The organism is Agrobacterium sp. CMT1 (assembly GCF_037203725.1).
GTDB lineage: Bacteria > Pseudomonadota > Alphaproteobacteria > Rhizobiales > Rhizobiaceae > Agrobacterium > Agrobacterium pusense.
This window is the reverse complement of sequence record NZ_JBBCAR010000018.1, coordinates 347,331-370,346: the sequence shown is the minus strand read 5'-3', so window position 1 is coordinate 370,346 and position 23,016 is coordinate 347,331. Positions and strand designations below refer to the sequence as shown.

At 58.4% G+C, this 23,016-nt stretch carries 22 protein-coding genes; 15 read left to right on the top strand and 7 right to left on the bottom strand.

Going from position 1 to position 23,016, the window contains the following annotated elements:
• Nucleotides 1-4 precede the first annotated feature (4 nt).
• The 4 genes from WA845_RS22910 to hslV form a co-directional block, all read right to left on the bottom strand.
• Complete coding sequence (locus tag WA845_RS22910; protein ID WP_162719090.1) at nucleotides 5-2,173, bottom strand: malate synthase G; 2,169 nt, start codon at nucleotides 2,171-2,173, stop codon at nucleotides 5-7.
• Between the two features lie 119 nt (nucleotides 2,174-2,292).
• On the bottom strand, nucleotides 2,293-3,258 hold the full coding sequence (locus tag WA845_RS22905; protein WP_112553005.1) for a DUF1402 family protein: 966 nt from the start codon (nucleotides 3,256-3,258) through the stop codon (nucleotides 2,293-2,295).
• Between the two features lie 198 nt (nucleotides 3,259-3,456).
• Nucleotides 3,457-4,764, bottom strand: coding sequence for an ATP-dependent protease ATPase subunit HslU (gene hslU, locus WA845_RS22900; protein ID WP_112553007.1), 1,308 nt, complete (start codon nucleotides 4,762-4,764; stop codon nucleotides 3,457-3,459).
• Between the two features lie 73 nt (nucleotides 4,765-4,837).
• The gene (hslV, locus tag WA845_RS22895) at nucleotides 4,838-5,362 is read right to left on the bottom strand and encodes an ATP-dependent protease subunit HslV (protein WP_004444336.1); all 525 of its coding nucleotides are present in this window, start codon (nucleotides 5,360-5,362) and stop codon (nucleotides 4,838-4,840) included.
• Nucleotides 5,363-5,563: 201 nt separating this feature from the next.
• On the opposite strand from hslV, the gene hisB reads away from it, so the two are divergent.
• The 7 genes from hisB to coaA are packed head-to-tail and all read left to right on the top strand — an operon-like array spanning nucleotide 5,564 to nucleotide 10,184.
• Nucleotides 5,564-6,160: an imidazoleglycerol-phosphate dehydratase HisB gene (gene hisB / locus WA845_RS22890; protein ID WP_112553009.1), complete on the top strand. Its 597-nt coding sequence runs from the start codon at nucleotides 5,564-5,566 to the stop codon at nucleotides 6,158-6,160.
• Between the two features lie 22 nt (nucleotides 6,161-6,182).
• Nucleotides 6,183-6,677 (top strand): DUF2628 domain-containing protein, encoded by a 495-nt coding sequence (locus WA845_RS22885; RefSeq protein ID WP_037090013.1) that lies wholly within the window; start codon nucleotides 6,183-6,185, stop codon nucleotides 6,675-6,677.
• Between the two features lies 1 nt (nucleotide 6,678).
• On the top strand, nucleotides 6,679-7,329 hold the full coding sequence (hisH, locus tag WA845_RS22880; protein ID WP_112553011.1) for an imidazole glycerol phosphate synthase subunit HisH: 651 nt from the start codon (nucleotides 6,679-6,681) through the stop codon (nucleotides 7,327-7,329).
• Nucleotide 7,330: 1 nt separating this feature from the next.
• Nucleotides 7,331-8,074: a 1-(5-phosphoribosyl)-5-[(5-phosphoribosylamino)methylideneamino]imidazole-4-carboxamide isomerase gene (gene hisA / locus WA845_RS22875; RefSeq protein WP_112553013.1), complete on the top strand. Its 744-nt coding sequence runs from the start codon at nucleotides 7,331-7,333 to the stop codon at nucleotides 8,072-8,074.
• Entirely contained in the window at nucleotides 8,071-8,847 is a 777-nt protein-coding gene (gene hisF, locus WA845_RS22870) for an imidazole glycerol phosphate synthase subunit HisF (RefSeq protein ID WP_004444327.1), read from the top strand. The genes hisA and hisF overlap by 4 nt, the downstream gene beginning before the upstream one ends.
• 15 nt (nucleotides 8,848-8,862) lie before the next feature.
• The gene (locus WA845_RS22865) at nucleotides 8,863-9,186 is read left to right on the top strand and encodes a phosphoribosyl-ATP diphosphatase (protein ID WP_004444325.1); all 324 of its coding nucleotides are present in this window, start codon (nucleotides 8,863-8,865) and stop codon (nucleotides 9,184-9,186) included.
• Nucleotides 9,183-10,184 (top strand): type I pantothenate kinase, encoded by a 1,002-nt coding sequence (coaA, locus tag WA845_RS22860; RefSeq protein ID WP_004444323.1) that lies wholly within the window; start codon nucleotides 9,183-9,185, stop codon nucleotides 10,182-10,184. The genes WA845_RS22865 and coaA overlap by 4 nt, the downstream gene beginning before the upstream one ends.
• Nucleotides 10,185-10,232: 48 nt before the next feature.
• Here the strand turns inward: coaA and lysM are convergent, their stop codons facing one another.
• From lysM to WA845_RS22845, 3 genes are all read right to left on the bottom strand, one after another.
• Entirely contained in the window at nucleotides 10,233-10,682 is a 450-nt protein-coding gene (gene lysM, locus WA845_RS22855; RefSeq protein ID WP_006700119.1) for a peptidoglycan-binding protein LysM, read from the bottom strand.
• 86 nt (nucleotides 10,683-10,768) lie between these two features.
• Complete coding sequence (gene arfB / locus WA845_RS22850; RefSeq protein ID WP_004444320.1) at nucleotides 10,769-11,203, bottom strand: alternative ribosome rescue aminoacyl-tRNA hydrolase ArfB; 435 nt, start codon at nucleotides 11,201-11,203, stop codon at nucleotides 10,769-10,771.
• 127 nt (nucleotides 11,204-11,330) lie between these two features.
• On the bottom strand, nucleotides 11,331-12,941 hold the full coding sequence (locus WA845_RS22845; protein WP_035208087.1) for a phosphoenolpyruvate carboxykinase: 1,611 nt from the start codon (nucleotides 12,939-12,941) through the stop codon (nucleotides 11,331-11,333).
• Between the two features lie 338 nt (nucleotides 12,942-13,279).
• Here WA845_RS22845 and chvI point away from each other — a divergent pair, with 338 nt between their 5' ends.
• The 8 genes from chvI to tsaE all read left to right on the top strand — a co-directional run bounded on the left by chvI (nucleotide 13,280) and on the right by tsaE (nucleotide 23,011).
• Nucleotides 13,280-14,005 carry a two-component system response regulator ChvI gene (gene chvI / locus WA845_RS22840; RefSeq protein WP_006700117.1) on the top strand — a complete coding sequence of 242 codons (726 nt, stop codon included), beginning with the start codon at nucleotides 13,280-13,282 and terminating at the stop codon, nucleotides 14,003-14,005.
• A gap of 57 nt (nucleotides 14,006-14,062) precedes the next feature.
• Entirely contained in the window at nucleotides 14,063-15,853 is a 1,791-nt protein-coding gene (gene chvG / locus WA845_RS22835; RefSeq protein ID WP_004444315.1) for a two-component system sensor histidine kinase ChvG, read from the top strand.
• On the top strand, nucleotides 15,843-16,307 hold the full coding sequence (locus WA845_RS22830; RefSeq protein WP_112553015.1) for an HPr kinase/phosphorylase: 465 nt from the start codon (nucleotides 15,843-15,845) through the stop codon (nucleotides 16,305-16,307). The genes chvG and WA845_RS22830 overlap by 11 nt, the downstream gene beginning before the upstream one ends.
• A gap of 125 nt (nucleotides 16,308-16,432) precedes the next feature.
• Nucleotides 16,433-16,834 carry a PTS sugar transporter subunit IIA gene (locus WA845_RS22825; RefSeq protein WP_003505374.1) on the top strand — a complete coding sequence of 134 codons (402 nt, stop codon included), beginning with the start codon at nucleotides 16,433-16,435 and terminating at the stop codon, nucleotides 16,832-16,834.
• Nucleotides 16,835-16,845: 11 nt separating this feature from the next.
• Complete coding sequence (locus WA845_RS22820; RefSeq protein WP_004444304.1) at nucleotides 16,846-17,121, top strand: HPr family phosphocarrier protein; 276 nt, start codon at nucleotides 16,846-16,848, stop codon at nucleotides 17,119-17,121.
• Between the two features lie 127 nt (nucleotides 17,122-17,248).
• Nucleotides 17,249-18,649 carry an adenosylhomocysteinase gene (ahcY, locus tag WA845_RS22815; RefSeq protein ID WP_004444302.1) on the top strand — a complete coding sequence of 467 codons (1,401 nt, stop codon included), beginning with the start codon at nucleotides 17,249-17,251 and terminating at the stop codon, nucleotides 18,647-18,649.
• Nucleotides 18,650-18,857: 208 nt separating this feature from the next.
• Nucleotides 18,858-21,503, top strand: a complete 2,646-nt coding sequence (locus tag WA845_RS22810; protein WP_112553017.1) for an ATP-binding protein — start codon at nucleotides 18,858-18,860, stop codon at nucleotides 21,501-21,503.
• The gene (tsaE, locus tag WA845_RS22805; RefSeq protein WP_112553019.1) at nucleotides 21,500-23,011 is read left to right on the top strand and encodes a tRNA (adenosine(37)-N6)-threonylcarbamoyltransferase complex ATPase subunit type 1 TsaE; all 1,512 of its coding nucleotides are present in this window, start codon (nucleotides 21,500-21,502) and stop codon (nucleotides 23,009-23,011) included. The genes WA845_RS22810 and tsaE overlap by 4 nt, the downstream gene beginning before the upstream one ends.
• Nucleotides 23,012-23,016 lie beyond the last annotated feature (5 nt).

Below are 23,016 nucleotides of genomic sequence, written 5' to 3'. Positions count from 1 at the left end.
GAGATTACGCCGCCTGCTTTGCCTTCAGCTCGAGGCGGCGGCGGTGCAGGACCGGTTCAGTGTAGCCGTTCGGTTGCTCCCGGCCCTTCAACACCAGTTCGATAGCAGCCTGAAAGGCTACCGATCCTTCAAAGTCGGACGCCATCGGCAGATAGGCCGGATCGCCTGCATTCTGCGCGTCGACCACAGCGGCCATGCGCTTCATGGTCTCGACGATCTGCGCCTCTGTCACGACGCCGTGGCGCAGCCAGTTCGCCATGTGCTGCGCTGAAATGCGAAGCGTCGCGCGATCCTCCATCAGACCGATATTGTTGATGTCTGGTACCTTGGAGCAGCCGACACCCTGATCGACCCAGCGCACCACGTAGCCGAGAATGCCCTGCGCATTGTTGTCGAGTTCACGCTGGATTTCTTCCGGCGTCCAGTTGGGACGCGGCGCAACCGGCACTGACAGAATGTCGGAAAGCTTCGCACGGCCGCGGCTTTTCAGCTCTTCCTGAACAGCGGCGACATCAACCTTGTGATAATGCGTGGCATGCAGCGTCGCCGCCGTCGGCGACGGCACCCATGCCGTGTTGGCACCGGCCTTTGGATGCGCAATCTTCTGCTCCAGCATCGCCGCCATCAGGTCGGGCATGGCCCACATGCCTTTGCCGATCTGCGCATGGCCGGAAAGACCGCATTCTAGCCCGATATCGACGTTCCAGTTTTCATAAGCGGCGATCCAGGCGGCCTGCTTCATGTCGCCCTTGCGGATCATCGGACCCGCTTCCATGGAGGTATGGATTTCGTCGCCGGTACGGTCGAGGAAGCCTGTATTGATGAAGACCACACGATCCTTCGCTGCGCGAATGCTTTCCTTGAGGTTAACAGTGGTGCGGCGCTCCTCATCCATGATGCCCATCTTCATGGTGTTTGGCTGCATGCCGACAAGCTCTTCGACCCGCGTGAAAATCTCGTTGGCGAAGGCCACTTCTTCCGGCCCATGCATCTTCGGCTTCACCACATACATGGAGCCGGCCCGAGAGTTCTGGCGTCGCCCGGAAGGGCCGACGTCATAAAGTGCAATGAGCGCCGTGACGACAGCATCCATGATGCCCTCGGGTACTTCACGCCCATCCCGGTCAAGGATTGCCGGATTGGTCATGAGATGACCGACATTGCGCACCAGCATCAGCGACCGGCCCGGCAGCGTCAGCGCGGAGCCATTGGGCGCTGTATAATAGCGATCCGGGTTGAGGCGGCGCGTGAAAGTGTGGCCGCCCTTGGAGACCTCTTCCGCCAGGTCTCCACGCATCAGGCCGAGCCAGTTACCGTAAACCAGAACCTTGTCCTCGGCATCGACGGCGGCAACCGAATCTTCGCAATCCATGATGGTCGTCAGGGCAGATTCAAGAATGACATCAGAGATGCCCGCCCTGTCGCCCTTGCCGATTTCGGTCGAGGGATCGATCACGATTTCGGTATGCAGACCGTTCTTGCCGAGCAGGATTGTCGCGGGCTTTGCCGCTTCCCCGGTGAAACCCTTGAATTGCGTTTCGTCCTTGAGACCGGTTCCGCCATTGCTGGCAACAAGCTGCAGAAGCCCATCGACGATCTCGAAACCGGTGACATCAGACCAGCTGCCGCTCAAAAGCGGAGCGGTTTCATCGAGGAAGTTGCGCGCCCAGGCGATGACCTTTTCACCGCGCTTCGGGTTATAGGCCCTGCCCTTCTCGGCACCATCGGCATCGGAAATGGCATCCGTGCCGTAAAGTGCATCGTAAAGCGAACCCCAACGGGCATTGGCGGCGTTCAGCGCATAACGGGCATTCATGACGGGAACAACGAGCTGCGGACCGGCGACGGCAGCAATTTCCGGATCGACGTTGTTGGTTTCCACCTTGAAATCAGGACCTTCCGGCAAAAGGTATCCGATTTCCCTCAGGAATGCCTCGTATACATCGAAATCCGAGGGGGCACCGTTCTCTCGGTACCAGCCGTCGATTTTTTCCTGCAGCGCATCGCGCTTGGCGAGCAGTTCACGGTTCTTCGGAGAAAGCTCGTGAACAATGGCCGAAAAGCCTTCGAAGAACGCCTCGCTGTTTAGACCCGTGCCCGGCAGGACATCTTCAGTCAAAAAGGCATAAAGCCTGTCATCGATGGAAAGGCCGAATTTATTCGTGCGGCTCACATGCGCCTCCTCTATTCTGGAAACACAGATTGGACGCGGAGGCGGGCGCTCGTCAATTGTGGCAGCCAGCCAAATATTATTTCCTTTTTGGAAACAATGCAGCCGATAGTCGCCGTTTTCTACAAAAGCGCCTGGAGATCCTTGATGCGGTCATTCACCAGCCAGCCGTAATAATTTTCCTCCGGCAACAGTGGCTGTTCCCCGCCTGCGGCGCGCTGGCGGTTCTTTTGGGCCAGAATGGCAGCGCGCTGTTGCGACCCACCGACATTATAAAGCGTGGAGGTCACGCCCGGATTCTTCGAAATGTCCATATCGGCAATCGACCGGTAATCATCGATCGATTTGCGGATAGAGGCCGCCATGAAAGCCAGCGAGCGGTCGGGGTCCATGATGGCGGTGTAGACCGCGGTGGCGTCGTTCTCATCCAACTTCTCATAACCCGACGTTCTCGCCACCATGTCGGACAGCATCAGCGCCGTCAGCGGATTTATCTGGCCGAGGCCGAAGGTCTGGCCGGCATAAAAGGGCTGGAAGAACACAGCACTGAAACGGTTGTTCGGATAGGTCACGCCATCGACGGTCTTGCCGCGGAAACTGTCATCCCATACATCTTCCCGGCAGTTCCAGAGACTGTAAGAATCCCTCTTCGACTGGCATTTGGAAAATTGCGAATGCGTCAGAAACTGCGCAATCGTTTCATCCTTATAGCCGAAACGGAAGCTGCTACCCGCGTAAGAAGCTGCCTTGACGTAATAAGACTGCAGCCGGTCATAGGCATCGACATTATAAGTGTGTTCGCCAACGATCGCGCCGATCATATGGATCGGATCAATCCCGTAACGCCCGGCCGTCGACTTGATCTTGGCGATCAGCGCCTTGTCGGAAGACAAAAGATCGATGACCTTCTGGTATTTGCGCTCAAAAGACGTGTTGGACGCCTTGGTTCTTTTTGCGGAAGCACCGGGAACACCCGGTTGCTCGGCATTGCGATTGCCCGGCGGCACGACCGTTGCGGCCTGCACATAAGAAGACGCGGTGACGGTAAACGTCAAAGCAGCGGCAAATGCCAGAAGAGTTTTGCGCACGAGCGAATGCCTTTTCTCAAGCCTGCGGCTTCTGCCAGCGAAAGGTGCTGGAAAACCTGATCATTCCACTAAAACGGTTCCAACCGGAATGCAGCCCTTCCCATAAACAAAATGCGGGCTGAATGCGAGATGAGGCAGATAAAATAAAAGAGTGCGGCAAATATGGCCGCACTCTTCTTTCCTCGATCCCTGAAGTCTTCAGAGAATATAGCGCGAGAGGTCCGTATCGGCGGCGAGGTCGCCGACGTGTTTACGGACATATTCCTGGTCAATCTTGACGGCGGAACCGCCACGATCCGGCGCGTTGAAGGAAATTTCGTCCAAAACACGCTCCATTACCGTCTGCAGACGGCGGGCACCGATATTTTCGACCGACGAGTTGAGATGAACGGCCACATCAGCCAGAGCATCGATGGCATCGTCGGTGAAGTCGAGATCCAGTTCTTCCGTCGCCATCAGCGCCTTGTACTGGCGGATGAGGCTTGCTTCCGTCTCCGTCAGGATACGGCGGAAATCTTCCCTCGTCAGTGGCTTCAGCTCAACGCGGATCGGCAGGCGGCCCTGAAGCTCCGGCAAAAGGTCCGACGGCTTCGCCACATGGAAGGCGCCCGATGCGATGAACAGGATATGGTCGGTCTTGACCGGCCCATATTTGGTCGAAACCGTCGTGCCTTCGACGAGCGGCAGCAGGTCGCGCTGCACGCCTTCGCGCGAGACGCCGGCGCCCATGCCGCCATCGCGGGCGGCAATCTTGTCGATCTCGTCAAGGAAGACGATGCCGTCATTTTCCACCGACTTGACCGCTTCGCGCTGGATCATGTCATTGTCCAGCAGCTTGTCGGATTCGTCGCGGATAAGGTCGGCATAGGATTTCGACACCGTCGTGCGCACCTTCTTGGTGCGTCCGCCCATGGCTTTGCCGAACATTTCCGACAAGTTGAGCACGCCAATATTGGCGCCCGGCATGCCCGGGATTTCGAAACCGGGCATGCCCGATCCGCTATCGGCCACCTCGATGTCAATTTCCTTGTCGTCCAATTCACCATCGCGCAGCTTCTTGCGGAAGCTCTCGCGCGTGCCTGGTGACGCGGTTGAGCCGACCAACGCGTCGAGCACGCGCTCTTCCGCGCTCTGATGCGCCTTGGCCTGCACTTCGGCGCGCTTCTTTTCGCGCACGAGGCCGATACCAATCTCTACAAGGTCACGAATGATCTGCTCGACATCGCGGCCCACATAACCGACTTCGGTGAACTTGGTGGCTTCAACCTTGATGAAAGGCGCGCCGGCCAACTTGGCGAGGCGGCGCGAGATTTCCGTCTTGCCGACACCGGTCGGCCCGATCATGAGAATATTTTTTGGCATGACTTCGTCGCGCAGGCTCTCATCGAGCTGCTGGCGACGCCAGCGATTGCGCAGCGCAATCGCGACCGCCCGTTTTGCATCGTGCTGACCGATGATGTGGCGGTCCAGTTCCGAGACGATTTCCCGGGGAGAAAAAGTGGTCATTCTGTCCTCTCGGCTTTCCTGCTCCGGCCGGCCATTCGGCCCGGCCCACAGGACCCATTGGTGAGAAATACGCTTACTCGGCGTCGAGCGTTTCCACGACGAGATTGTGGTTGGTATAAACGCAGATATCGGCGGCGATATCGAGCGCCTGCCGGGCCACGTCTTCGGCCGACTTGTCGGTATCCATCATGGCGCGGGCGGCGGCGAAAGCATAATTGCCGCCGGAACCGATGGCGATTGCGCCGTGTTCGGGCTCCAGCACATCGCCATTGCCGGTAATGGCAAGCGTGGTGGATTTATCGGCGACCAGCATCATCGCTTCGAGATTGCGCAGATATTTATCCGTGCGCCAGTCTTTTGCGAGTTCCACGGCGGCGCGCATGAGCTGGCCGGGATATTGCTCGAGTTTCTTCTCGAGGCGGTCAAGCAAAGTAAAAGCATCGGCCGTCGCGCCTGCGAAACCGGCAATCACTTCACCCTTGCCGATGCGGCGAACCTTGCGGGCGTTGCCCTTCATGACGGTCTGGCCGAGGCTCACCTGCCCGTCGCCAGCCATGACGACCTTGCCGCCCTTTCTGACTGTAATGATTGTTGTCATCAAACACCTGTCTGCCCTGCCGGGCCTGGAGTTAACGGACCGGGTTGCGGCCCTTTTCGGGTTCTATGTAAGTCTGGTTTTTGCGATTGCAATCATCGGGATCACACCGGGTTTTCCGCAGGTCAGCCAAGACGATGGAACAACTGGATATTTGTGTCCCGTGCTGATAAGGAACGGCGACATTTTCACGGAGCGGCCAAAATGGCAGAACGTAAAGGCGAGATTATCCGCAAGACCAACGAAACCTCGGTTTCGGTGCGTGTGGATATCGACGGCACCGGCAAATCGAAAATTTCCACCGGCGTGGGATTTTTCGACCATATGCTGGACCAGCTGAGCCGCCATTCGCTGATCGACATGGAGATCGAGGTTCAGGGCGACCTGCACATCGATGATCATCACACCGTGGAAGATACCGGTATCGCCATTGGCCAGGCGATCGCGAAGGCGCTTGGCGACCGGCGCGGTATTACCCGCTACGCCTCGCTCGACCTTGCCATGGACGAGACGATGACCAAGGCCGCCATCGATATTTCCGGCCGGCCGTTCCTCGTCTGGAACGTCAATTTTTCCGCGCCAAAGATCGGCACCTTCGACACGGAACTGGTGCGCGAATTCTTTCAGGCGCTCGCCCAGAATGCCGGCATCACGCTGCATATCCTGAACCATTACGGCGCCAACAACCATCATATCGCCGAAACATGCTTCAAGGCCGTTGCCCGCGTTCTTCGCACGGCAACCGAGATCGACCCCCGGCAGGCAGGCCGCGTTCCCTCGACAAAGGGCATGCTGGCCTGACGCCAAAGCTGTCAGGAAGCCCATGACAAGCTATCTCGTTCTGGAAGCCCCCAACGGGCCGGACAGGGACCACAAGACGACCCGATTCATTGCCGATCGTTTCGTCTGGCTGGCTCTCTTTGCGCCATGGTTATGGCTTGCGATCAACCGGCTGTGGCTGGCGACGGCTATCGTTGTCATCGCACTCGTTGCGGCCGGACAAGTCTCGATGTTAGCCGGATTCGAACCTGCTGGAATTCTTGTTGGTTTCACGATTGGGCTCATAACAGCGCTGGAGGGACGCAATTTTCTCGTCCGGCACCTGATCCGCAAAGGTTGGACGCTGAAGTCAGTCGTTTCCGCCCCTGATCTTTCGAGCGCCGAAGACATATATTTCTCCGGTCTCTCCGAAAACGCTGACGCTGAAGAACAGCTGTCACACCCGGTCTGGACCCCTTCGCCGCAAAAGAGCGGCGGCAAAAACTTCGTCAACGATCCCGCCGGATCGTTTCTTTTCGACTTGAATGGAAGGCGCTGACATGCGTGTCGCGATCATCGACTACGGTTCGGGCAATCTGCGTTCGGCCACCAAAGCTTTCGAGCGTGCCGCGCGTGAAGCCGGCATCAACGCAACCATCGATTTGACCGACAAGCCGGATCACGTCGCCTCGGCAGACCGCATCGTGCTGCCTGGTGTCGGCGCTTATGCCGACTGCCGCGCCGGTCTGGATGCCGTTCCCGGAATGCATGAGGCGCTCCTTGAAGCCGTCGAGAAAAAGGCGCATCCATTCCTCGGTATCTGCGTCGGCATGCAGCTCATGTCCTCGCGCGGGCTGGAAAAGACTGTTAGCACCGGGCTCGGCTGGATCGAGGGTGACGTCGTGGAAATGACGCCTGCCGATAAGGACCTGAAGATTCCGCAGATCGGCTGGAACACGCTGGAGATTCGTCACGCGCATCCGCTGTTCGACGGCATCAAGACTGGCGCGGATGGCTTGCACGCCTATTTCGTGCATTCCTATCATCTGGCGGCAAAGCATTCTACGGATGTCATCGCCACCACAAATTACGGTGGCGCGATGACGGCTTTCGTCGGTCGCGACAATATGGCCGGCGCGCAATTCCACCCGGAAAAAAGCCAGACGCTCGGCCTTGCCCTGATTTCCAATTTCCTGCGCTGGAAGCCCTGACATGATTCTTTTTCCCGCAATCGACCTTAAAGACGGCCAGTGCGTTCGCCTGAAACTCGGCGATATGGACCAGGCCACCGTCTATAATACAGACCCCGGCGCACAGGCGAAGGCTTTCGAGGATCAAGGCTTTGAATGGCTGCATGTCGTTGATCTCAACGGTGCGTTCGCCGGCCAGACGGTCAATGGCGCGGCGGTTGATGCCATTCTGAAGGCGACGAAAAACCCGGTGCAGCTGGGCGGCGGCATCCGCACGCTCGATCATATCGAGGCCTGGCTGAGCCGTGGGCTTGCTCGCGTCATTCTCGGCACCGTGGCGGTGCGCGATCCGGTTCTGGTCATTGAAGCCTGCAAGCGTTTTCCCGGACAGGTCGCCGTCGGCATTGATGCCAAGGGCGGCAAGGTTGCGGTGGAGGGCTGGGCGGAAGCCTCCGAACTCGGCGTGATCGAGCTTGCCAAACGTTTCGAAGGCGCTGGTGTTGCCGCGATCATCTATACCGATATCGATCGTGACGGCATTCTGGCCGGTATAAATTGGGCCTCAACGCTGGAACTGGCCGACGCCGTCTCCATCCCGGTCATCGCGTCCGGTGGTCTCGCCTCCATCGACGACATCAAGCGCATGTTGCAGCCGGATGCGGTAAAGCTCGAAGGCGCGATTTCCGGCCGCGCGCTTTATGACGGCCGTATCGATCCGGCCGAGGCGCTCGCCCTCATCAAGGCCGCAAGGGAGGTACGCGTATGACCCTAAAAGCCCGCGTTATTCCCTGCCTGGACGTGAAAGACGGCCGTGTCGTCAAGGGCGTGAACTTCGTCGACCTGATCGACGCCGGCGACCCGGTCGAGGCAGCGAAAGCCTACGATGCGGCGGGAGCGGACGAACTCTGCTTCCTCGACATCACCGCCTCTTCGGATAATCGCGACACGATATTCGATGTGGTTTCGCGCACGGCCGATCATTGCTTCATGCCACTGACCGTCGGTGGCGGAGTTCGCGCCGTCGCCGACATCCGCAAGCTGCTTCTGTGCGGGGCCGACAAGGTCTCGATCAATTCCGCAGCCGTCAAGGATCCGGATTTCGTGGCGCAGGCGGCCGACAAGTTCGGCAACCAGTGCATCGTCGTTTCCATAGACGCCAAGCGGGTTTCGAAGGATGGGGAAGAAGGCCGCTGGGAAATATTCACCCATGGCGGACGCCAGCCGACCGGGATTGACGCCGTGGAATTCGCCATCAAGATGGTCGAACGCGGCGCCGGCGAATTGCTTGTCACCTCGATGGACCGCGACGGCACAAAGAGCGGTTACGATATCGGCCTGACGCGCAGCATTGCCGATCAGGTTCGAGTCCCCGTCATCGCCTCGGGGGGCGTCGGCACGCTGGATGATCTGGTGGCAGGCGTTCGTGATGGCCATGCGACTGCGGTGCTTGCCGCTTCGATCTTCCACTTCGGCACTTATTCGATTGGTGAAGCCAAGAACTACATGGCCGAGCATGGCATCGCCATGCGTCTCGACTGATTGCAGGATTCCCCCATGAGCGCATTTTCCCTTTCCGATCTGGAGCGCATCGTCGCAACCCGCGCCGCTGCCTCTCCTGACGAATCCTGGACGGCCAAGCTGGTTGCGGCCGGCCAGGAGCGTGCGGCGAAGAAACTCGGCGAAGAAGCCGTGGAAGCCGTCATTGCGGCCATCGCAAAAGACCGCGACGGGCTGAAGAACGAAGCGGCGGACCTGCTTTACCATCTGCTGGTGGTTTTGAAGATCGCCGACATCCCGCTGAATGAGGTTTTCGCCGAGCTGGAGCGCAGGACCGGGCAAACCGGTCTTGCGGAAAAGGCAGCGAGGCCGACATCATGAAGATCGAGGCAGGCAGCGGGGAGAGAGGCATGCCGAGCACACTCGATCATTTCCGACCGGATGAATATTCGCCCTACCACTTCTTCAGTTCGGAAGAATGGTCGAAGTTTCGTGCCGACACGCCATTGACGCTTTCTGCCGACGAGGTCAAACGGCTGCGTTCGCTGGATGATCCGATCGATCTGGATGAGGTGCGGCGCATCTACCTGTCTCTGTCGCGCCTGCTGTCTTCCCATGTGGAAGCATCGCAGCTGCTGTTTGAGCAGCGCAACCGCTTCCTCAACATGGCTGACGTCAACAAGACGCCCTTCGTCATCGGCATCGCCGGCTCCGTTGCCGTTGGCAAATCCACGACGGCACGTATTCTGAAAGAGCTTCTGGCGCGCTGGCCTTCCAGTCCCAAGGTCGACCTCATCACCACTGACGGATTTCTCTATCCGAACGAGGTATTGCGGCGCGAGAATCTGATGGAGCGCAAAGGCTTCCCGGAGAGCTACGATATCGGCGCGCTCCTGCGTTTCCTGTCGGCCATCAAGGCGGGCCAGCCCAATGTCAAGGCGCCGCGTTATTCGCACCTGACCTATGACGTTCTGCCGAACGAGTTCACTGTCATCGACCAGCCGGATATTCTCATCTTCGAAGGCATCAACGTGCTGCAATCGCGCGACCTGCCGGCAGGCGGGAGGATCGTGCCGATCGTTTCCGACTTCTTCGATTTCTCGATCTATATCGACGCTGATGAAGGCCTTATTCACAACTGGTATGTGAACCGGTTCATGAATCTGAGAAAAACCGCCTTCCGCGATCCCAATTCATTCTTCAACCGTTATGCCTCGATCAGCGAAGAAGCGGCGCTCAGCATTGCTGAAGGCCTCTGGCAGAACATCAACCTGAAGAACCTGCGGCAGAACATCGTGCCGACCCGCCCGCGCGCCGACCTTATTTTGCGCAAGGGCAAAAACCACCTGATCGACACGGTCGCGCTTCGCAAATTGTGAAAGATGCCGCGAAGGCGGCATCTCCGTCGCAGCGATTACAAGGCGTTATCAGGCAAGGTCTGGAATGCGCAGAACCTGGCCGGGATAAATCTTGTCGGGGTGCGTCAGCATCGGCTTGTTGGCTTCGAAGATGATGTTGTTCTTCGCGCCATTGGCCTTGCCATATTGCGCTTCCGCAATCTTCCAGAGATTGTCACCTTTTTTGACCGTATAGAAGACCGGTTCTTTCGCCGGCGCTTCGGCCACTTTTAACTCGCCGGCCTCGACCTTGGAAATGCCGAGCGTGTTGCCGACCGCGATGACCGCCTTTTCGAAAATCGATTGATCAGCCACTTCGCCCTTCAGGACAACCTTGTCATCCACCACCTCGACCTGAACCTTATCGGTGCCGAGATCGTGGGAAGCGAGTTCCTTCTTGACCGCTTCGACATCCGGCGCGTCGTCGCCGCCGATACCAAGCTTCTTTCCCGCTTCCTTGATGAAATTGAACAGACCCATAGCACCCTCCTTGGTTGTAGGGAGGCTTACCAGACGATATTTGAAGCTCTATGACAAGGGCGAGAGATTCGTCGTCTGATCGTCGCTTATTCGCCCGAAGGTTTGCCGCGCATCTTCTTGATATCGGAGCGACCGGACTTCGCCTTGAGGCGGCGCTCGACGGAGCCCTTGGTGGGTTTGGTAGCCTTGCGCACCGGCGGCGGGGGGGCGGCGGCTTCGAGGATCAGTTCCTTCAGGCGCTCGCGCGCATCCTCACGATTGCGCTCCTGGCTGCGAAACCGGCTCGCTTCGATCATCAGCACGCCTTCTTTTGATACGCGCCTGCCACCGAGCCGCAACGCATTGACCTTCACCCTTTCCGGAAGGGAGGGTGAATTCGCAATGTCGAAAAATAGCTGAACCGCTGTCGAAACCTTGTTGACGTTCTGGCCGCCCGGCCCGCCGGCCAGCACGAATTGCTCCGTCAGCTCCCAGCCGGCAATGGTGATGCGGTTATTGATGTAAAGCGGGTCGCTGGCCATGTTTTCTCTCCGCGCCGGTGATGCCACAGATCGTGAAAAATGAAAACAAGGACAAAACGAAAGAACCCGGCAAAAAGAAACCCGGCACTTGGGCCGGGTTCCCCTCCTCCTCATAAACGAGGCTTATTCATTCTGCCGCGAGCAAAAGGCCCGGCGCTGCGTCACGAACCTTGCTGTCGACGTGGTCTTCGAACTTGGTGAAGTTCGTGACGAACATCGACACCAGCTTCTTGGCTTGCGCGTCATAAGCTGCGCCATCGGCCCAGGTGGAACGCGGATCGAGGATCGCGCTGTCAACACCTTCAAGCGACTGAGGGACGGCGAAGCCGAAATTCGCGTCGGTGCGGAACTGTGCGTTCTTCAGATCCCCAGTGAGAGCGGCGGTCAGAAGCGCGCGGGTGGCCTTGATGGGCATACGTTTGCCGATGCCGTAAGCGCCGCCGGTCCAGCCGGTATTGACCAGCCAGCAATCCACACCGTGCTTGCCGATCAGCTCACGCAGCAGGTTGCCATATTCGGCTGGATGGCGCGGCATGAAGGGGGCGCCAAAGCAGGTAGAGAATGTCGCTTCCGGCTCGGTCACGCCCTTTTCCGTACCGGCGACCTTGGCGGTGTAACCGGAGAGGAAGTGGTACATGGCCTGCTCCGGTGTCAGCCGGGCAATTGGCGGCAGCACGCCGAAGGCGTCAGCCGTCAGCATGATGATCGTCTTCGGATGACCGGCAATGCCCGTCTCCGATGCATTCGGAATGAAGTGCAGCGGATACGCACTGCGGGTGTTTTCCGTCAGCGAATTGTCGTTGAAATCAGGAACGCGGTTTTCATCCAGCACGACGTTCTCGAGAACCGTGCCGAAACGGCGGGTTGCGGCGTAGATTTCCGGCTCGGCCTCGGCCGAAAGCTTGATCGCCTTGGCGTAGCAGCCGCCTTCGAAATTGAAGATGCCGTGTTCGCCCCAGCCATGTTCGTCATCGCCGATCAGCGTGCGCGACGGATCAGCCGACAGCGTGGTCTTGCCGGTGCCGGAGAGGCCGAAGAAAACGGCGGAATCACCTTGCGGACCGACATTGGCCGAGCAATGCATGGGCATGACACCCTTGGCCGGCAGCAGGTAGTTCAGCACCGTGAAGACCGATTTCTTGTTTTCACCGGCATAGGACGTGCCGCCGATGAGAACGAGGCCGTTAGTAAGGTCGCAGGCGATGACTGTTTCCGAACGGACACCATGACGGGCCGGATCTGCCTTGAAGCTCGGCAGATTGATGATGGTGAGCTTCTGCTTGAAGCCCGCCAGTTTTTCCTGCTTCGGACGGATCAGCAGATTGCGGATGAACAGCGAATGCCAGGCAAGCTCGGTGACGACGCGTGTCGGCAGAGCGTTTTCCTCATCGGCGCCGCCGATCAGGTCCTGAACATAGAGCGTCTTTCCGGCGGCATGGGCCAACATGTCCTGGCGCAACAACTCGAAGTTTTCCGGCGACAGCGGCTTGTTGTTGTCCCACCAGATGGTGTTCTCGGTGGACGCGTCGCGCACGACGAATTTGTCCTTCGGAGAACGGCCCGTGTGCTGGCCGGTGACGGCGCGCAGCGCACCATCGATGGTCAGCTCGGCCTCGCCGTTGCGGATTGCCTCTTCGTATAGTTCGCTCTCATTGAGGTTATAAAAGACGCGGGAAGCCTTGCCCAATCCGAGTTCTGCAACTCCGTTGGCAGGATTATGAACCCCAATCTCGGTCATGACGCGTTCCTTGTTAATGACGATAAGGCCGTTGAAATTTTCACGGAAAATACGTGGCACCTCTTGGAAACGCAAGAGCCGAAGTTTTAAAAACTTAGTAATTTCAATATATTAATCGATTTAAAAGATTTTATTTCTTTTTAAATCGGTTGAAGACGCATTAAAATTCAGCTGCGGCGTCTCTACGAAATCTCCTCGTCCTACCCTTGCGATTTTGGGGTGAGTTTTCCTTTGCCACAATTTGTTCCACCTTTATACTCAAGAGAGTGGCTCGCGGCGCACAACCTGGCTGGGTGAATGTCGGGAGTTACGAGAAAATGACGATGGAGACCAACTACATGCAGACGATCGCGCTTGTCGACGATGACCGGAATATTCTCACTTCGGTATCGATCGCGCTCGAAGCCGAAGGCTACCGGGTCGAAACGTATACGGACGGCGCTTCCGCGCTTGACGGGTTGATCGCCCGTCCGCCGCAGCTCGCCATTTTCGATATTAAGATGCCCCGCATGGATGGCATGGAGCTTTTGCGGCGCCTTCGCCAGAAGTCGGATCTGCCGGTCATCTTCCTCACCTCGAAGGATGAAGAGATCGACGAATTGTTCGGCCTGAAGATGGGCGCGGACGACTTCATCACCAAGCCGTTCTCGCAACGCCTTCTGGTGGAACGCGTCAAAGCCATCCTGCGCCGCGCCAGCAGCCGCGAAGCATCCGCCGCAACCGGCAACGTTCTGAAGCCGACGGCAGACCAACAGGCGCGCACACTGGAGCGCGGGCAGCTCGCCATGGATCAGGAACGCCACACCTGCACCTGGAAGGGCGAACCGGTAACACTGACGGTGACCGAATTCCTCATCCTGCATTCGCTGGCACAACGTCCAGGTGTCGTGAAAAGCCGCGACGCGCTGATGGATGCCGCTTATGACGAGCAGGTCTATGTGGACGACCGCACCATCGACAGCCACATCAAGCGTCTTCGCAAGAAGTTCAAACTGGTCGATGGCGACTTCGATATGATTGAAACGCTTTATGGCGTAGGATATCGCTTCCGCGAAGCGGCTTGAACGAGCCGACTCACGCAGAAGGGACCGCCCGGTATGGGGTGGTAAGGACTTGAATACGTGTTGAAAAAAACGCCGGAAACCGTCTCGGACAGTGACGATGCCGAAGAACGCGGCAGCGAACGCCGCCATCGTATCCATCCGCTGACGATCATCCGGCGCATTTTCGGCAATGCGGTGTTTTCCAGCCTCACGCGCCGCATCCTGTTCTTCAACGTCGCCGCGACGGTGGTTCTGGTCGGCGGCATTCTCTATCTCAACCAGTTCCGTGAGGGGCTGATCGATGCGCGCGTGGAAAGCCTGCTGACGCAGGGCGAAATCATAGCCGGCGCGGTTTCCGCTTCCGCCTCTGTCGATACCAACTCGATCACCATCAATCCGGAAAAGCTGCTCGAGTTGCAGGCGGGCCAGAGCATCACGCCCGCACCAAACGATGAGGATTTGAGTTTCCCGATCAATCCCGAACGGGTGGCACCAGTGCTGCGGCGGCTGATTTCGCCGACGCGCACCCGCGCGCGGCTGTTCGATGCCGATGCCAATCTGCTGCTCGATTCCCGCCATCTTTATTCGCGCGGGCAGGTGCTGCGCTTCGACCTGCCGCCAGTAACGCCCGAGACGCAGACCTGGGGCGACTGGTTCACCAGCATGTTCAACCGCATGCTGCAGCCGAGCAGCCTGCCGCAATACAAGGAAGCGCCTGGCGGCGATGGCTCTATCTATCCGGAAGTGATGAACGCGCTGACCGGCGTGCGCGGCGCGGTCGTTCGTGTCACCGAAAAGGGCGAGCTGATTGTTTCCGTGGCCGTACCGGTACAGCGTTTCCGGGCCGTGCTCGGCGTTCTGCTGCTTTCGACACAAGCGGGCGATATCGACAAGATCGTGCATGCCGAGCGCCTCGCCATCATGCGCGTCTTCGGCATCGCGACGCTGGTCAACATCGTGCTGTCGCTGCTCCTCTCCTCCACCATCGCCACGCCGCTGCGGCGGCTGTCGGCGGCCGCGATCCGCGTGCGCCGCGGGGCGAGAACCCGTGAGGAAATACCGGATTTCTCGGCGCGCCAGGATGAGATCGGCAACCTCTCTATTGCGCTGCGTGAAATGACGACGGCGCTTTACGACCGTATCGATGCGATCGAAAGTTTCGCCGCAGATGTCAGCCACGAGCTCAAGAACCCGCTGACCTCGCTGCGCAGCGCCGTGGAAACTCTGCCGCGCGCCAAGACCGAAGAGTCCAAACAGCGCCTGACGGAGATCATCTTCCACGATGTGCGCCGTCTCGACCGCCTGATCAGCGATATTTCGGACGCCTCACGGCTTGACGCCGAACTGGCGCGCGCCGACGCCGCGCCGCTCGATCTTGATGTGCTGATGAAGGGTCTGGTGGATATATCCCGCCAGATAAGCACCAAGAAGAAAAGCGTGACGATCGACTATGTTGTCGACCGGAAAGCGGGCGCAAAGACCTCCTTCGTGGTGAATGGCCACGATCTGCGTATCGGCCAGATCGTCACCAACCTCATCGAGAATGCGCGCTCCTTCGTTGCCGAAGAAAGCGGCCGCATCACGGTACGCCTCTCCCGTCACAAGGATCGTTGCATCGTGCAGGTGGAGGACAACGGGCCCGGCATTCAGGCCGAAGATATCGACCGGATTTTTGAGCGTTTCTACACCGACCGGCCGGCGAGCGAAGGTTTCGGACAGAACTCCGGCCTTGGCCTTTCCATCAGCCGCCAGATCGCGGAAGCCCATGGCGGCAGCCTGCGGGCAGAGAACGTCGTCGACAAATATGGCGTGATATCAGGCGCGCGCTTCACTCTGTCGCTGCCGGCGGCTGAAACCCATGAACGCTGAACGCTTCAACCTGCACGCAACCGCGATCGTTGTTCAAAACACCGGCATCCTTTTCACGGGGCCGTCGGGCAGCGGCAAAAGCGAACTCGCCTTCAGCTTCCTGACGGAGGCGGAACGGTGCGGATTGCCGGCCGCATTGATCGCGGACGATCAGATTTTCGTGTATCGCGATGGCGAGACCATCATCGCCGAACGGCCGAAAGCCATCGCCGGCCTGTTGGAATTACGCGGCAGCGGCATTGTTTCACTTAAAAGCATTGCGCGCGCGCCACTACATTTCGCCGTCACGACAGTTGTTTCACCCGAAAATCCAAGACTTCCCGAAGATGACGAGATGTTATCGCTGCCGTGCGGCGGGCATCTTCCGCTTCTGCGTATTCCGCTTTCAAGTCTCACGCCCTATGGAAAATTTGCTGCACTTGCTCAGAATCTTTTCAAAACGAATGTGAAGTGACGATGATTCGGGCGATTTTAGGCTTGCGATTCGCATTTTCCTCATCAAGATGAAATCCCACCGATGGACAGGATTGCCGCGTTGCGATAGTCGGCAATGAGAGTGCGTGTGCAAGGGAGCATTTCATGATCGGACTAGTGCTTGTCACCCATGGCAAGCTGGCTGAGGAGTTTCGTCATGCGTTGGAGCATGTCGTCGGTCCCCAGAAATTGATCGAGACGGTCTGTATCGGTCCCGAAGACGACATGGATCAGCGCCGGCAGGATATCATCGACGCTGTCGCGCGCGCCAATGACGGCAATGGCGTCATCATTCTGACGGACATGTTTGGCGGCACGCCTTCCAATCTTGCGATTTCGGTCATGAATAACGGCAATGTCGAAGTCATCGCCGGGGTTAACCTGCCGATGCTGATCAAACTTGCCGGCGTTCGCAGCGAAGACAATATGGACAAGGCCCTTCAGGACGCATCCGATGCCGGCCGCAAATATATCAACGTCGCCAGCCGCGTTTTAAGCGGCAAATAAGAAGTCAGCCCATGTCGCCACTCTCCCGGGAACTACCGATCATCAACAAACGCGGTCTCCATGCCCGGGCATCAGCGAAATTCGTTCAGATGGTTGAAGGCTTCGACGCGACCATCACGGTTTCGAAAGACGGCATGACCGTCGGCGGCACCTCGATCATGGGTCTCATGATGCTGGCGGCCAGCCCCGGATGCAGTGTCTATGTCGAGGCGAGCGGCAATCAGGCCGAAGAGGCGCTCGCCGCACTTGAGGCCCTGGTCGCCGACCGGTTCGGCGAAGAAGCCTGAGCCAGCACCATATAAAGACATAAAGACTTCTTTATATCATTATTGCCAGATCGTTCGTGGCCTGCTAAACCGCTGCTACGTAAAAAGCCGGGCCGCAATGTGCGGCGTTTCTGATCTGGAGAATCTCATGAGCCTTGAGAAGGACTACATCGTCGCCGATATCAACCTTGCCGCATTCGGCCGCAAGGAACTCGACATCGCCGAAACCGAAATGCCGGGCCTGATGTCCTGCCGCAAGGAGTTCGGTGAAAGCAAGCCGCTGAAGGGCGCCCGCATTTCCGGTTCGCTTCACATGACGATCCAGACTGGCGTTCTCATCGAGACGCTGAAGGAACTCGGTGCAGACATTCGCTGGGCCTCCTGCAACATCTTCTCAACCCAGGACCATGCTGCAGCGGCCATTGCGGCAGCCGGCATTCCGGTCTTTGCCGTCAAGGGTGAGAGCCTGACGGAATATTGGGAATATACCGACAAGATCTTCCAGTGGACCGACGGCGGTCTCTCCAACATGATCCTCGACGATGGCGGCGATGCCACCATGTACATCCTGCTGGGCGCACGCGCGGAAGCGGGCGAAGACGTGCTCTCCAATCCCGGCTCCGAAGAAGAAGAAATTCTCTTCGCGCAGATCAACAAGCGCCTCAAGGCTTCGCCCGGCTGGTTCACCAAGCAGCGCGACGCGCTGAAGGGTGTCACCGAAGAAACGACGACCGGCGTGCACCGCCTCTACGACCTCAGCAAGAAGGGCCTGCTGCCTTTCCCGGCGATCAACGTCAATGACAGCGTCACCAAGTCCAAGTTCGATAACAAATACGGTTGCAAAGAATCGCTGGTTGACGGCATTCGCCGTGCAACCGACGTGATGATGGCCGGCAAGGTTGCCGTGGTCTGCGGATACGGCGATGTTGGTAAGGGTTCGGCCGCTTCGCTGCAAGGCGCCGGCGCCCGCGTGAAGGTGACCGAAATCGACCCGATCTGCGCACTGCAGGCCGCCATGGACGGTTTCGAAGTCGTTCGCCTGGAGGACGTTGTTTCCTCCGCCGATATCTTCATCACCACGACAGGCAACAAGGACGTCATCCGCATCGAGCACATGCGCGAGATGAAGGACATGGCGATCGTCGGCAATATCGGCCACTTCGACAACGAGATTCAGGTCGCATCGCTGCGTAACCTGAAGTGGACGAACATCAAGCCGCAGGTCGACATGATCGAGTTCCCGAAGGGCAACCGCATCATCCTGCTGTCCGAAGGCCGTCTTCTGAACCTAGGCAACGCCACCGGTCACCCCTCTTTCGTCATGTCGGCCTCCTTCACCAACCAGGTTTTGGGCCAGATCGAACTCTTCACCAAGCAGGGCGAATACAAGAACGACGTTTACGTGCTGCCGAAGCACCTCGACGAGAAGGTCGCACGCCTCCATCTCGAGAAGCTTGGTGTGCGCCTGACTGAACTTTCCGACGTTCAGGCAGATTATATCGGCGTCTCGAAGCAGGGCCCGTTCAAGGCGGACCACTACAGATATTAATTTCATAGTTAATATCCACTGAAATTACACAATATCTAGATGCCGCGCGCTTGACAAAGCGCGCGGCATCTTTTTTGCGCGCTCCCTTTTCGCAGATTTATGAAGGCGGTATTGTCATCAGACTTGATTCGGACGCACCACAGGGCGGTGCGGACGAAATGGGATGTCTTGTCGAAGATGCGGCACATAGGACGGAGACAGACCGGGGATGTCGGTTCAAAATTCGGATCTGCGCAAGCAGACAGTTCAACGCGTTGAAAACACGCAAGCGGGCGTGGCATTGAGCGCACAGACTCTGGTGCGTTTTGGCGCATCTGCGGACGGCAAACCGGTGTTCACTTTTCTTGGAAACGCTCTGGCACGTTGCCGGCTGGCAATCCGTGCGATCCGGACCGGCTTTTCACGGCTTCCCTTCCTGCTTTCCGGCACGTTTTTGGCCGGTTCAGCCACCGTGGCGCTGGCGCAGGATGGACTTGCGGCCAAAGCCGGCGCTCGGCTGTTTTCATCAGGTGAAACCATAACCTATTCGCTTTTCGTGGGTATGCTTTCCGCGACGCTGTTTTCAGTCGTCTGGCTGGTGCGCCAGCGCGGCAATATAGAGGCGGAGAGCAGCGAATTTCGCCAGGCGCTTGCCCAGTCTCACCACAAGATCGCCAAATACGAGGCGCTGATTTCCGACAAGAGCCGCCGCATCGTCATCTGGGATGGCGCAGAAAACCGTCCGGAATTTCTGGGGCAGCTGCCGGCCGAGACAGGCGTGCCGCAGGCGGACCAGGATTTTCTGGCCTTTGGCCGCTGGCTGAAACCGGCATCCGCCAGCCAGCTTGAGAAATCCATTGAGAAACTTCGTAGCCACGCACAGAGTTTCGATCTCACCATCGAAACGCATCGCGGCGAAGTTATCGAGGTTCAGGGCCGGGTTTCCGGCGGCAATGCCTTTGCACGCTTCATCGCCCTCAACAATCTGCGTGCGGAGCTCGCCGAACTGCAGGTGGAGCGTGAACGGCTGATCGCTTCCGTCTCGACTTTTCAGGAACTTCTCGATTCCATCGAGCAGCCCGTCTGGCGTCGCAATGGCGAAGGCGAACTAATCTGGGTGAACCATGCCTATGCACAGGCAGTGGATGCGCGGAATGCGGAACAGGCCATTCAGGAGAACCGAGAACTTCTGAACACGGTTACCCGGCAGAAGATACGGGCGGCCGCGACCCCGGAATCGCCCTATCACGACCGTATTTCCACGGTGGTTGCGGGTAATCGCAGCTTCTTCGATGTCGTCGACATCAAAACGGCGGGCGGGTCTGCCGGTATCGCCATCGATGCCACCGAGGCCGAAACCATCAGCGAGGAACTGAAGCGGGTTCTGAAGAGCCACGCTGAAACGCTGGATCATCTGGCAACGCCCGTCGCCATTTTCGATGGCCGGCAGCGGCTGCAATTCTATAATCAGGCTTTTGCGACCCTGTGGGGCCTCGACCTGGTGTTCCTCGAATCCGGGCCTGACAATTCAGAGCTTCTCGACAGGTTGCGCACCGCCGGCAAATTGCCCGAGCAGCTCAACTGGAAGAACTGGAAGGAGATGGCGCTCTCCGTATACCGTTCGCTCGATACCAAGACCGATCTCTGGCACCTGCCCAACGGCCAGACACTGCGGGTGATTGCGACGGCCCATCCGCAGGGTGGCGCAACCTGGGTTTTCGAAAACCTGACCGAGCAGGTCGATCTGCAAATGCGCTACAACACATTGGTGAAAGTGCAGGGCGAAACCATCGACCATCTGGCCGAGGGGGTCGCCGTGTTCGGTGCGGACGGTCGTATTCGCCTGTCGAACCCGGCATTCCGGGCGCTGTGGGGCGTGACTGCCGAACAGGCCGAAACCGGAACGCACATCCGCGCCATCGAAACCGCCTGCGCACCATCCTACGACGGGCCGGACGGCTGGCGCGCCTTCAGCCAGTTCATAACCAGTTTCGATGATGAGCGGCCATCCCGGCAAGGCACACTGGAACTGCTTTCCGGCCTCGTCCTCGATTATGCGATCATTCCGTTGCCGGATGCGCAGACCATGCTGACCTTTGTCAACATGACGGACAGCGTACGGGCTGAGCGCGCCCTTATGGAAAAGAACGACGCTCTTCTCAAGGCAGATGAGCTGAAGAATGATTTTGTGCAGCATGTTTCCTATGAGCTGCGTTCGCCGCTGACAAACATTATCGGCTTCACCGATCTCCTGAAGACCCCGGGCCTTGGGGAATTGACGGAGCGGCAGGCGGAATATCTCGACCATATTTCCACATCCTCCTCGGTCCTTCTGACGATCGTCAATGATATTCTCGATCTTGCGACTGTCGATGCCGGCATCATGCAACTCAATTATTCGGATAATGACCTGAACGAATTGCTGGAAGATGTTTCGGTGCAGATCGCGGACCGGCTGCAGGAAAGCGGCATTTCACTTCAGATCGTCGCCCCGGCTCATCTCGGCAGCCTGGTGGCAGACCACCAGCGCCTGAAGCAGATCCTCATCAAGCTCCTGACCAATGCGATCAATTTCGCGCCGGAAGGGTCTTCAGTTACGCTTTCCTGCCAGCGCAGCGAAGGTGACTTCATATTCTCTGTGGCGGACAAGGGACCGGGCATCCCGGAAGACATGCTGAAAACGGTCTTCGATCGTTTTTCGACCCGCGGCAATGGCGGCCGGCGAACCGGCGCCGGGCTTGGCCTTTCCATTGTCGAAAGTTTCGTCAGTCTCCACCACGGAACGGTTAGCATAGACAGCCGGCCCGGCAACGGCACCACTGTCACCTGCCGCATTCCTTCCGCCACGCGTCCGCACTCCATTGCCGCAGAATGAGCGAAAATGTCTTGCCGATCACCATTCCTCTTGCGGGGGAAAAGGACACCATCAGGCTCGGTGAAGACCTCGCGCTGGCGCTGAAGCCCGGCGATTGTCTGGCGTTGGTCGGCGACCTTGGCGCCGGTAAATCGACGCTTGCCCGCGCCTTCATCCGGGCGATGGCGGACGAGCCGGATCTTGAGGTTCCGAGCCCCACCTTCACTATCATCCAAACCTATGCCACCCGCATTCCGGTCGCCCATCTCGACCTCTACCGGCTTTCGGATGTTTCCGAACTGGATGAGCTCGGCATCGATGAGATGCTGGAGGATGGCATCTGCCTGATCGAATGGCCGGATATAGCAGGAGAGATTCTGCCACCCGGCCAGACCGTAACCCTGACGCTGACACATTCCGGCGAAGGGCGGATCGCCTCCATCGAGGCTCCGGCAAAACCGAAAGCGCGGCTTGAGCGGGTTTTTGCCATCCGGGAATTCCTCGCCAGAAATGGCAGAGGTGACGCGGTCCGCCGCTTTCTGAGCGGCGATGCTTCCACCCGTGCCTATGAGACCATTTCCACCGATGGCCCGGACCTTATCCTGATGGATTGGCGGCGCCCCTTGAAAGGCGCCATCGTCGCCGACGGCAAGACCTATGCGGAGATTGCCCATCTCGCCCAGGATGCCCGTTCCTTCGTGGCGATCGGTAATTATCTGCGGAATCGCGGCTTTTGCGCGCCGGAGATCATCGCGGCGGACATCGACCAAGGCATTCTCCTGTTGCAGGATCTGGGGCGAGATGGAGTGTTAGCCGCCGATGGCGCCCCGATCGAGGAGCGCTATTTGGAAAGCGTTGCCTTTCTGGCGGCACTTCATCAAGCGTCACAACCCGGTCCCCTGCCCGTGGGTGATGGCAGCACCTATGAGGTTCCACCCTTTGACCGGCAGGCGATGAAGATCGAGGTCTCGCTGCTGGTGGAATGGTATCTGCCCTATAAGCGCGGCAGGCCACTGTCCGATGGCGAGAAGCAGGAATATTACGCCATCTGGGACGCTCTGATCGACTCGCTTGCGGATTGCGAAAACGGGCTGCTGTTGCGCGACTTCCATTCGCCAAATATCCTCTGGCAACAGCAGAACGCCGGCATACGACACGTCGGCCTGATCGATTTTCAGGACGCGATGATTGGCCCGACCGCCTATGATCTCGCTTCCATTGTTCAGGATGCCCGGGTTACAATCGAGCCCGGATTGCAGGCACGCCTGCTTTCGCATTATCTCGAGAGCAGGCGACACACGCCTTCTTTCGATGAGGCTGCTTTTCTCAAGGCCTTCTCCATCATGTCGGCGCAGCGCAACTGCAAGCTTGCCGGTATCTGGGTCAGGCTGATGGAACGGGATGGCAAACCCGGTTATATGAAGCATATGCCGCGGACGTTCCGCTATCTCGCCGCAGCGCTTTCGCATCCGGAACTTGCGCCGCTCAGAGACTGGTGCCTGCGCATGGGCATGGACTTTAACGACTGAAAGAC

Coding starts and splice junctions, on each gene's coding strand:
- hslU (WP_112553007.1), bottom strand. CDS start 4,764: ATGACCACTTTTTCTCCCCGGGAAATCGTCTCGGAACTGGACCGCCAC.
- hslV (WP_004444336.1), bottom strand. CDS start 5,362: ATGACAACAATCATTACAGTCAGAAAGGGCGGCAAGGTCGTCATGGCT.
- hisB (WP_112553009.1), top strand. CDS start 5,564: ATGGCAGAACGTAAAGGCGAGATTATCCGCAAGACCAACGAAACCTCG.
- WA845_RS22885 (WP_037090013.1), top strand. CDS start 6,183: ATGACAAGCTATCTCGTTCTGGAAGCCCCCAACGGGCCGGACAGGGAC.
- hisH (WP_112553011.1), top strand. CDS start 6,679: ATGCGTGTCGCGATCATCGACTACGGTTCGGGCAATCTGCGTTCGGCC.
- hisA (WP_112553013.1), top strand. CDS start 7,331: ATGATTCTTTTTCCCGCAATCGACCTTAAAGACGGCCAGTGCGTTCGC.
- hisF (WP_004444327.1), top strand. CDS start 8,071: ATGACCCTAAAAGCCCGCGTTATTCCCTGCCTGGACGTGAAAGACGGC.
- WA845_RS22865 (WP_004444325.1), top strand. CDS start 8,863: ATGAGCGCATTTTCCCTTTCCGATCTGGAGCGCATCGTCGCAACCCGC.
- coaA (WP_004444323.1), top strand. CDS start 9,183: ATGAAGATCGAGGCAGGCAGCGGGGAGAGAGGCATGCCGAGCACACTC.
- lysM (WP_006700119.1), bottom strand. CDS start 10,682: ATGGGTCTGTTCAATTTCATCAAGGAAGCGGGAAAGAAGCTTGGTATC.
- arfB (WP_004444320.1), bottom strand. CDS start 11,203: ATGGCCAGCGACCCGCTTTACATCAATAACCGCATCACCATTGCCGGC.
- WA845_RS22845 (WP_035208087.1), bottom strand. CDS start 12,941: ATGACCGAGATTGGGGTTCATAATCCTGCCAACGGAGTTGCAGAACTC.
- chvI (WP_006700117.1), top strand. CDS start 13,280: ATGCAGACGATCGCGCTTGTCGACGATGACCGGAATATTCTCACTTCG.
- WA845_RS22830 (WP_112553015.1), top strand. CDS start 15,843: ATGAACGCTGAACGCTTCAACCTGCACGCAACCGCGATCGTTGTTCAA.
- WA845_RS22825 (WP_003505374.1), top strand. CDS start 16,433: ATGATCGGACTAGTGCTTGTCACCCATGGCAAGCTGGCTGAGGAGTTT.
- WA845_RS22820 (WP_004444304.1), top strand. CDS start 16,846: ATGTCGCCACTCTCCCGGGAACTACCGATCATCAACAAACGCGGTCTC.
- ahcY (WP_004444302.1), top strand. CDS start 17,249: ATGAGCCTTGAGAAGGACTACATCGTCGCCGATATCAACCTTGCCGCA.
- WA845_RS22810 (WP_112553017.1), top strand. CDS start 18,858: ATGTCGGTTCAAAATTCGGATCTGCGCAAGCAGACAGTTCAACGCGTT.
- tsaE (WP_112553019.1), top strand. CDS start 21,500: ATGAGCGAAAATGTCTTGCCGATCACCATTCCTCTTGCGGGGGAAAAG.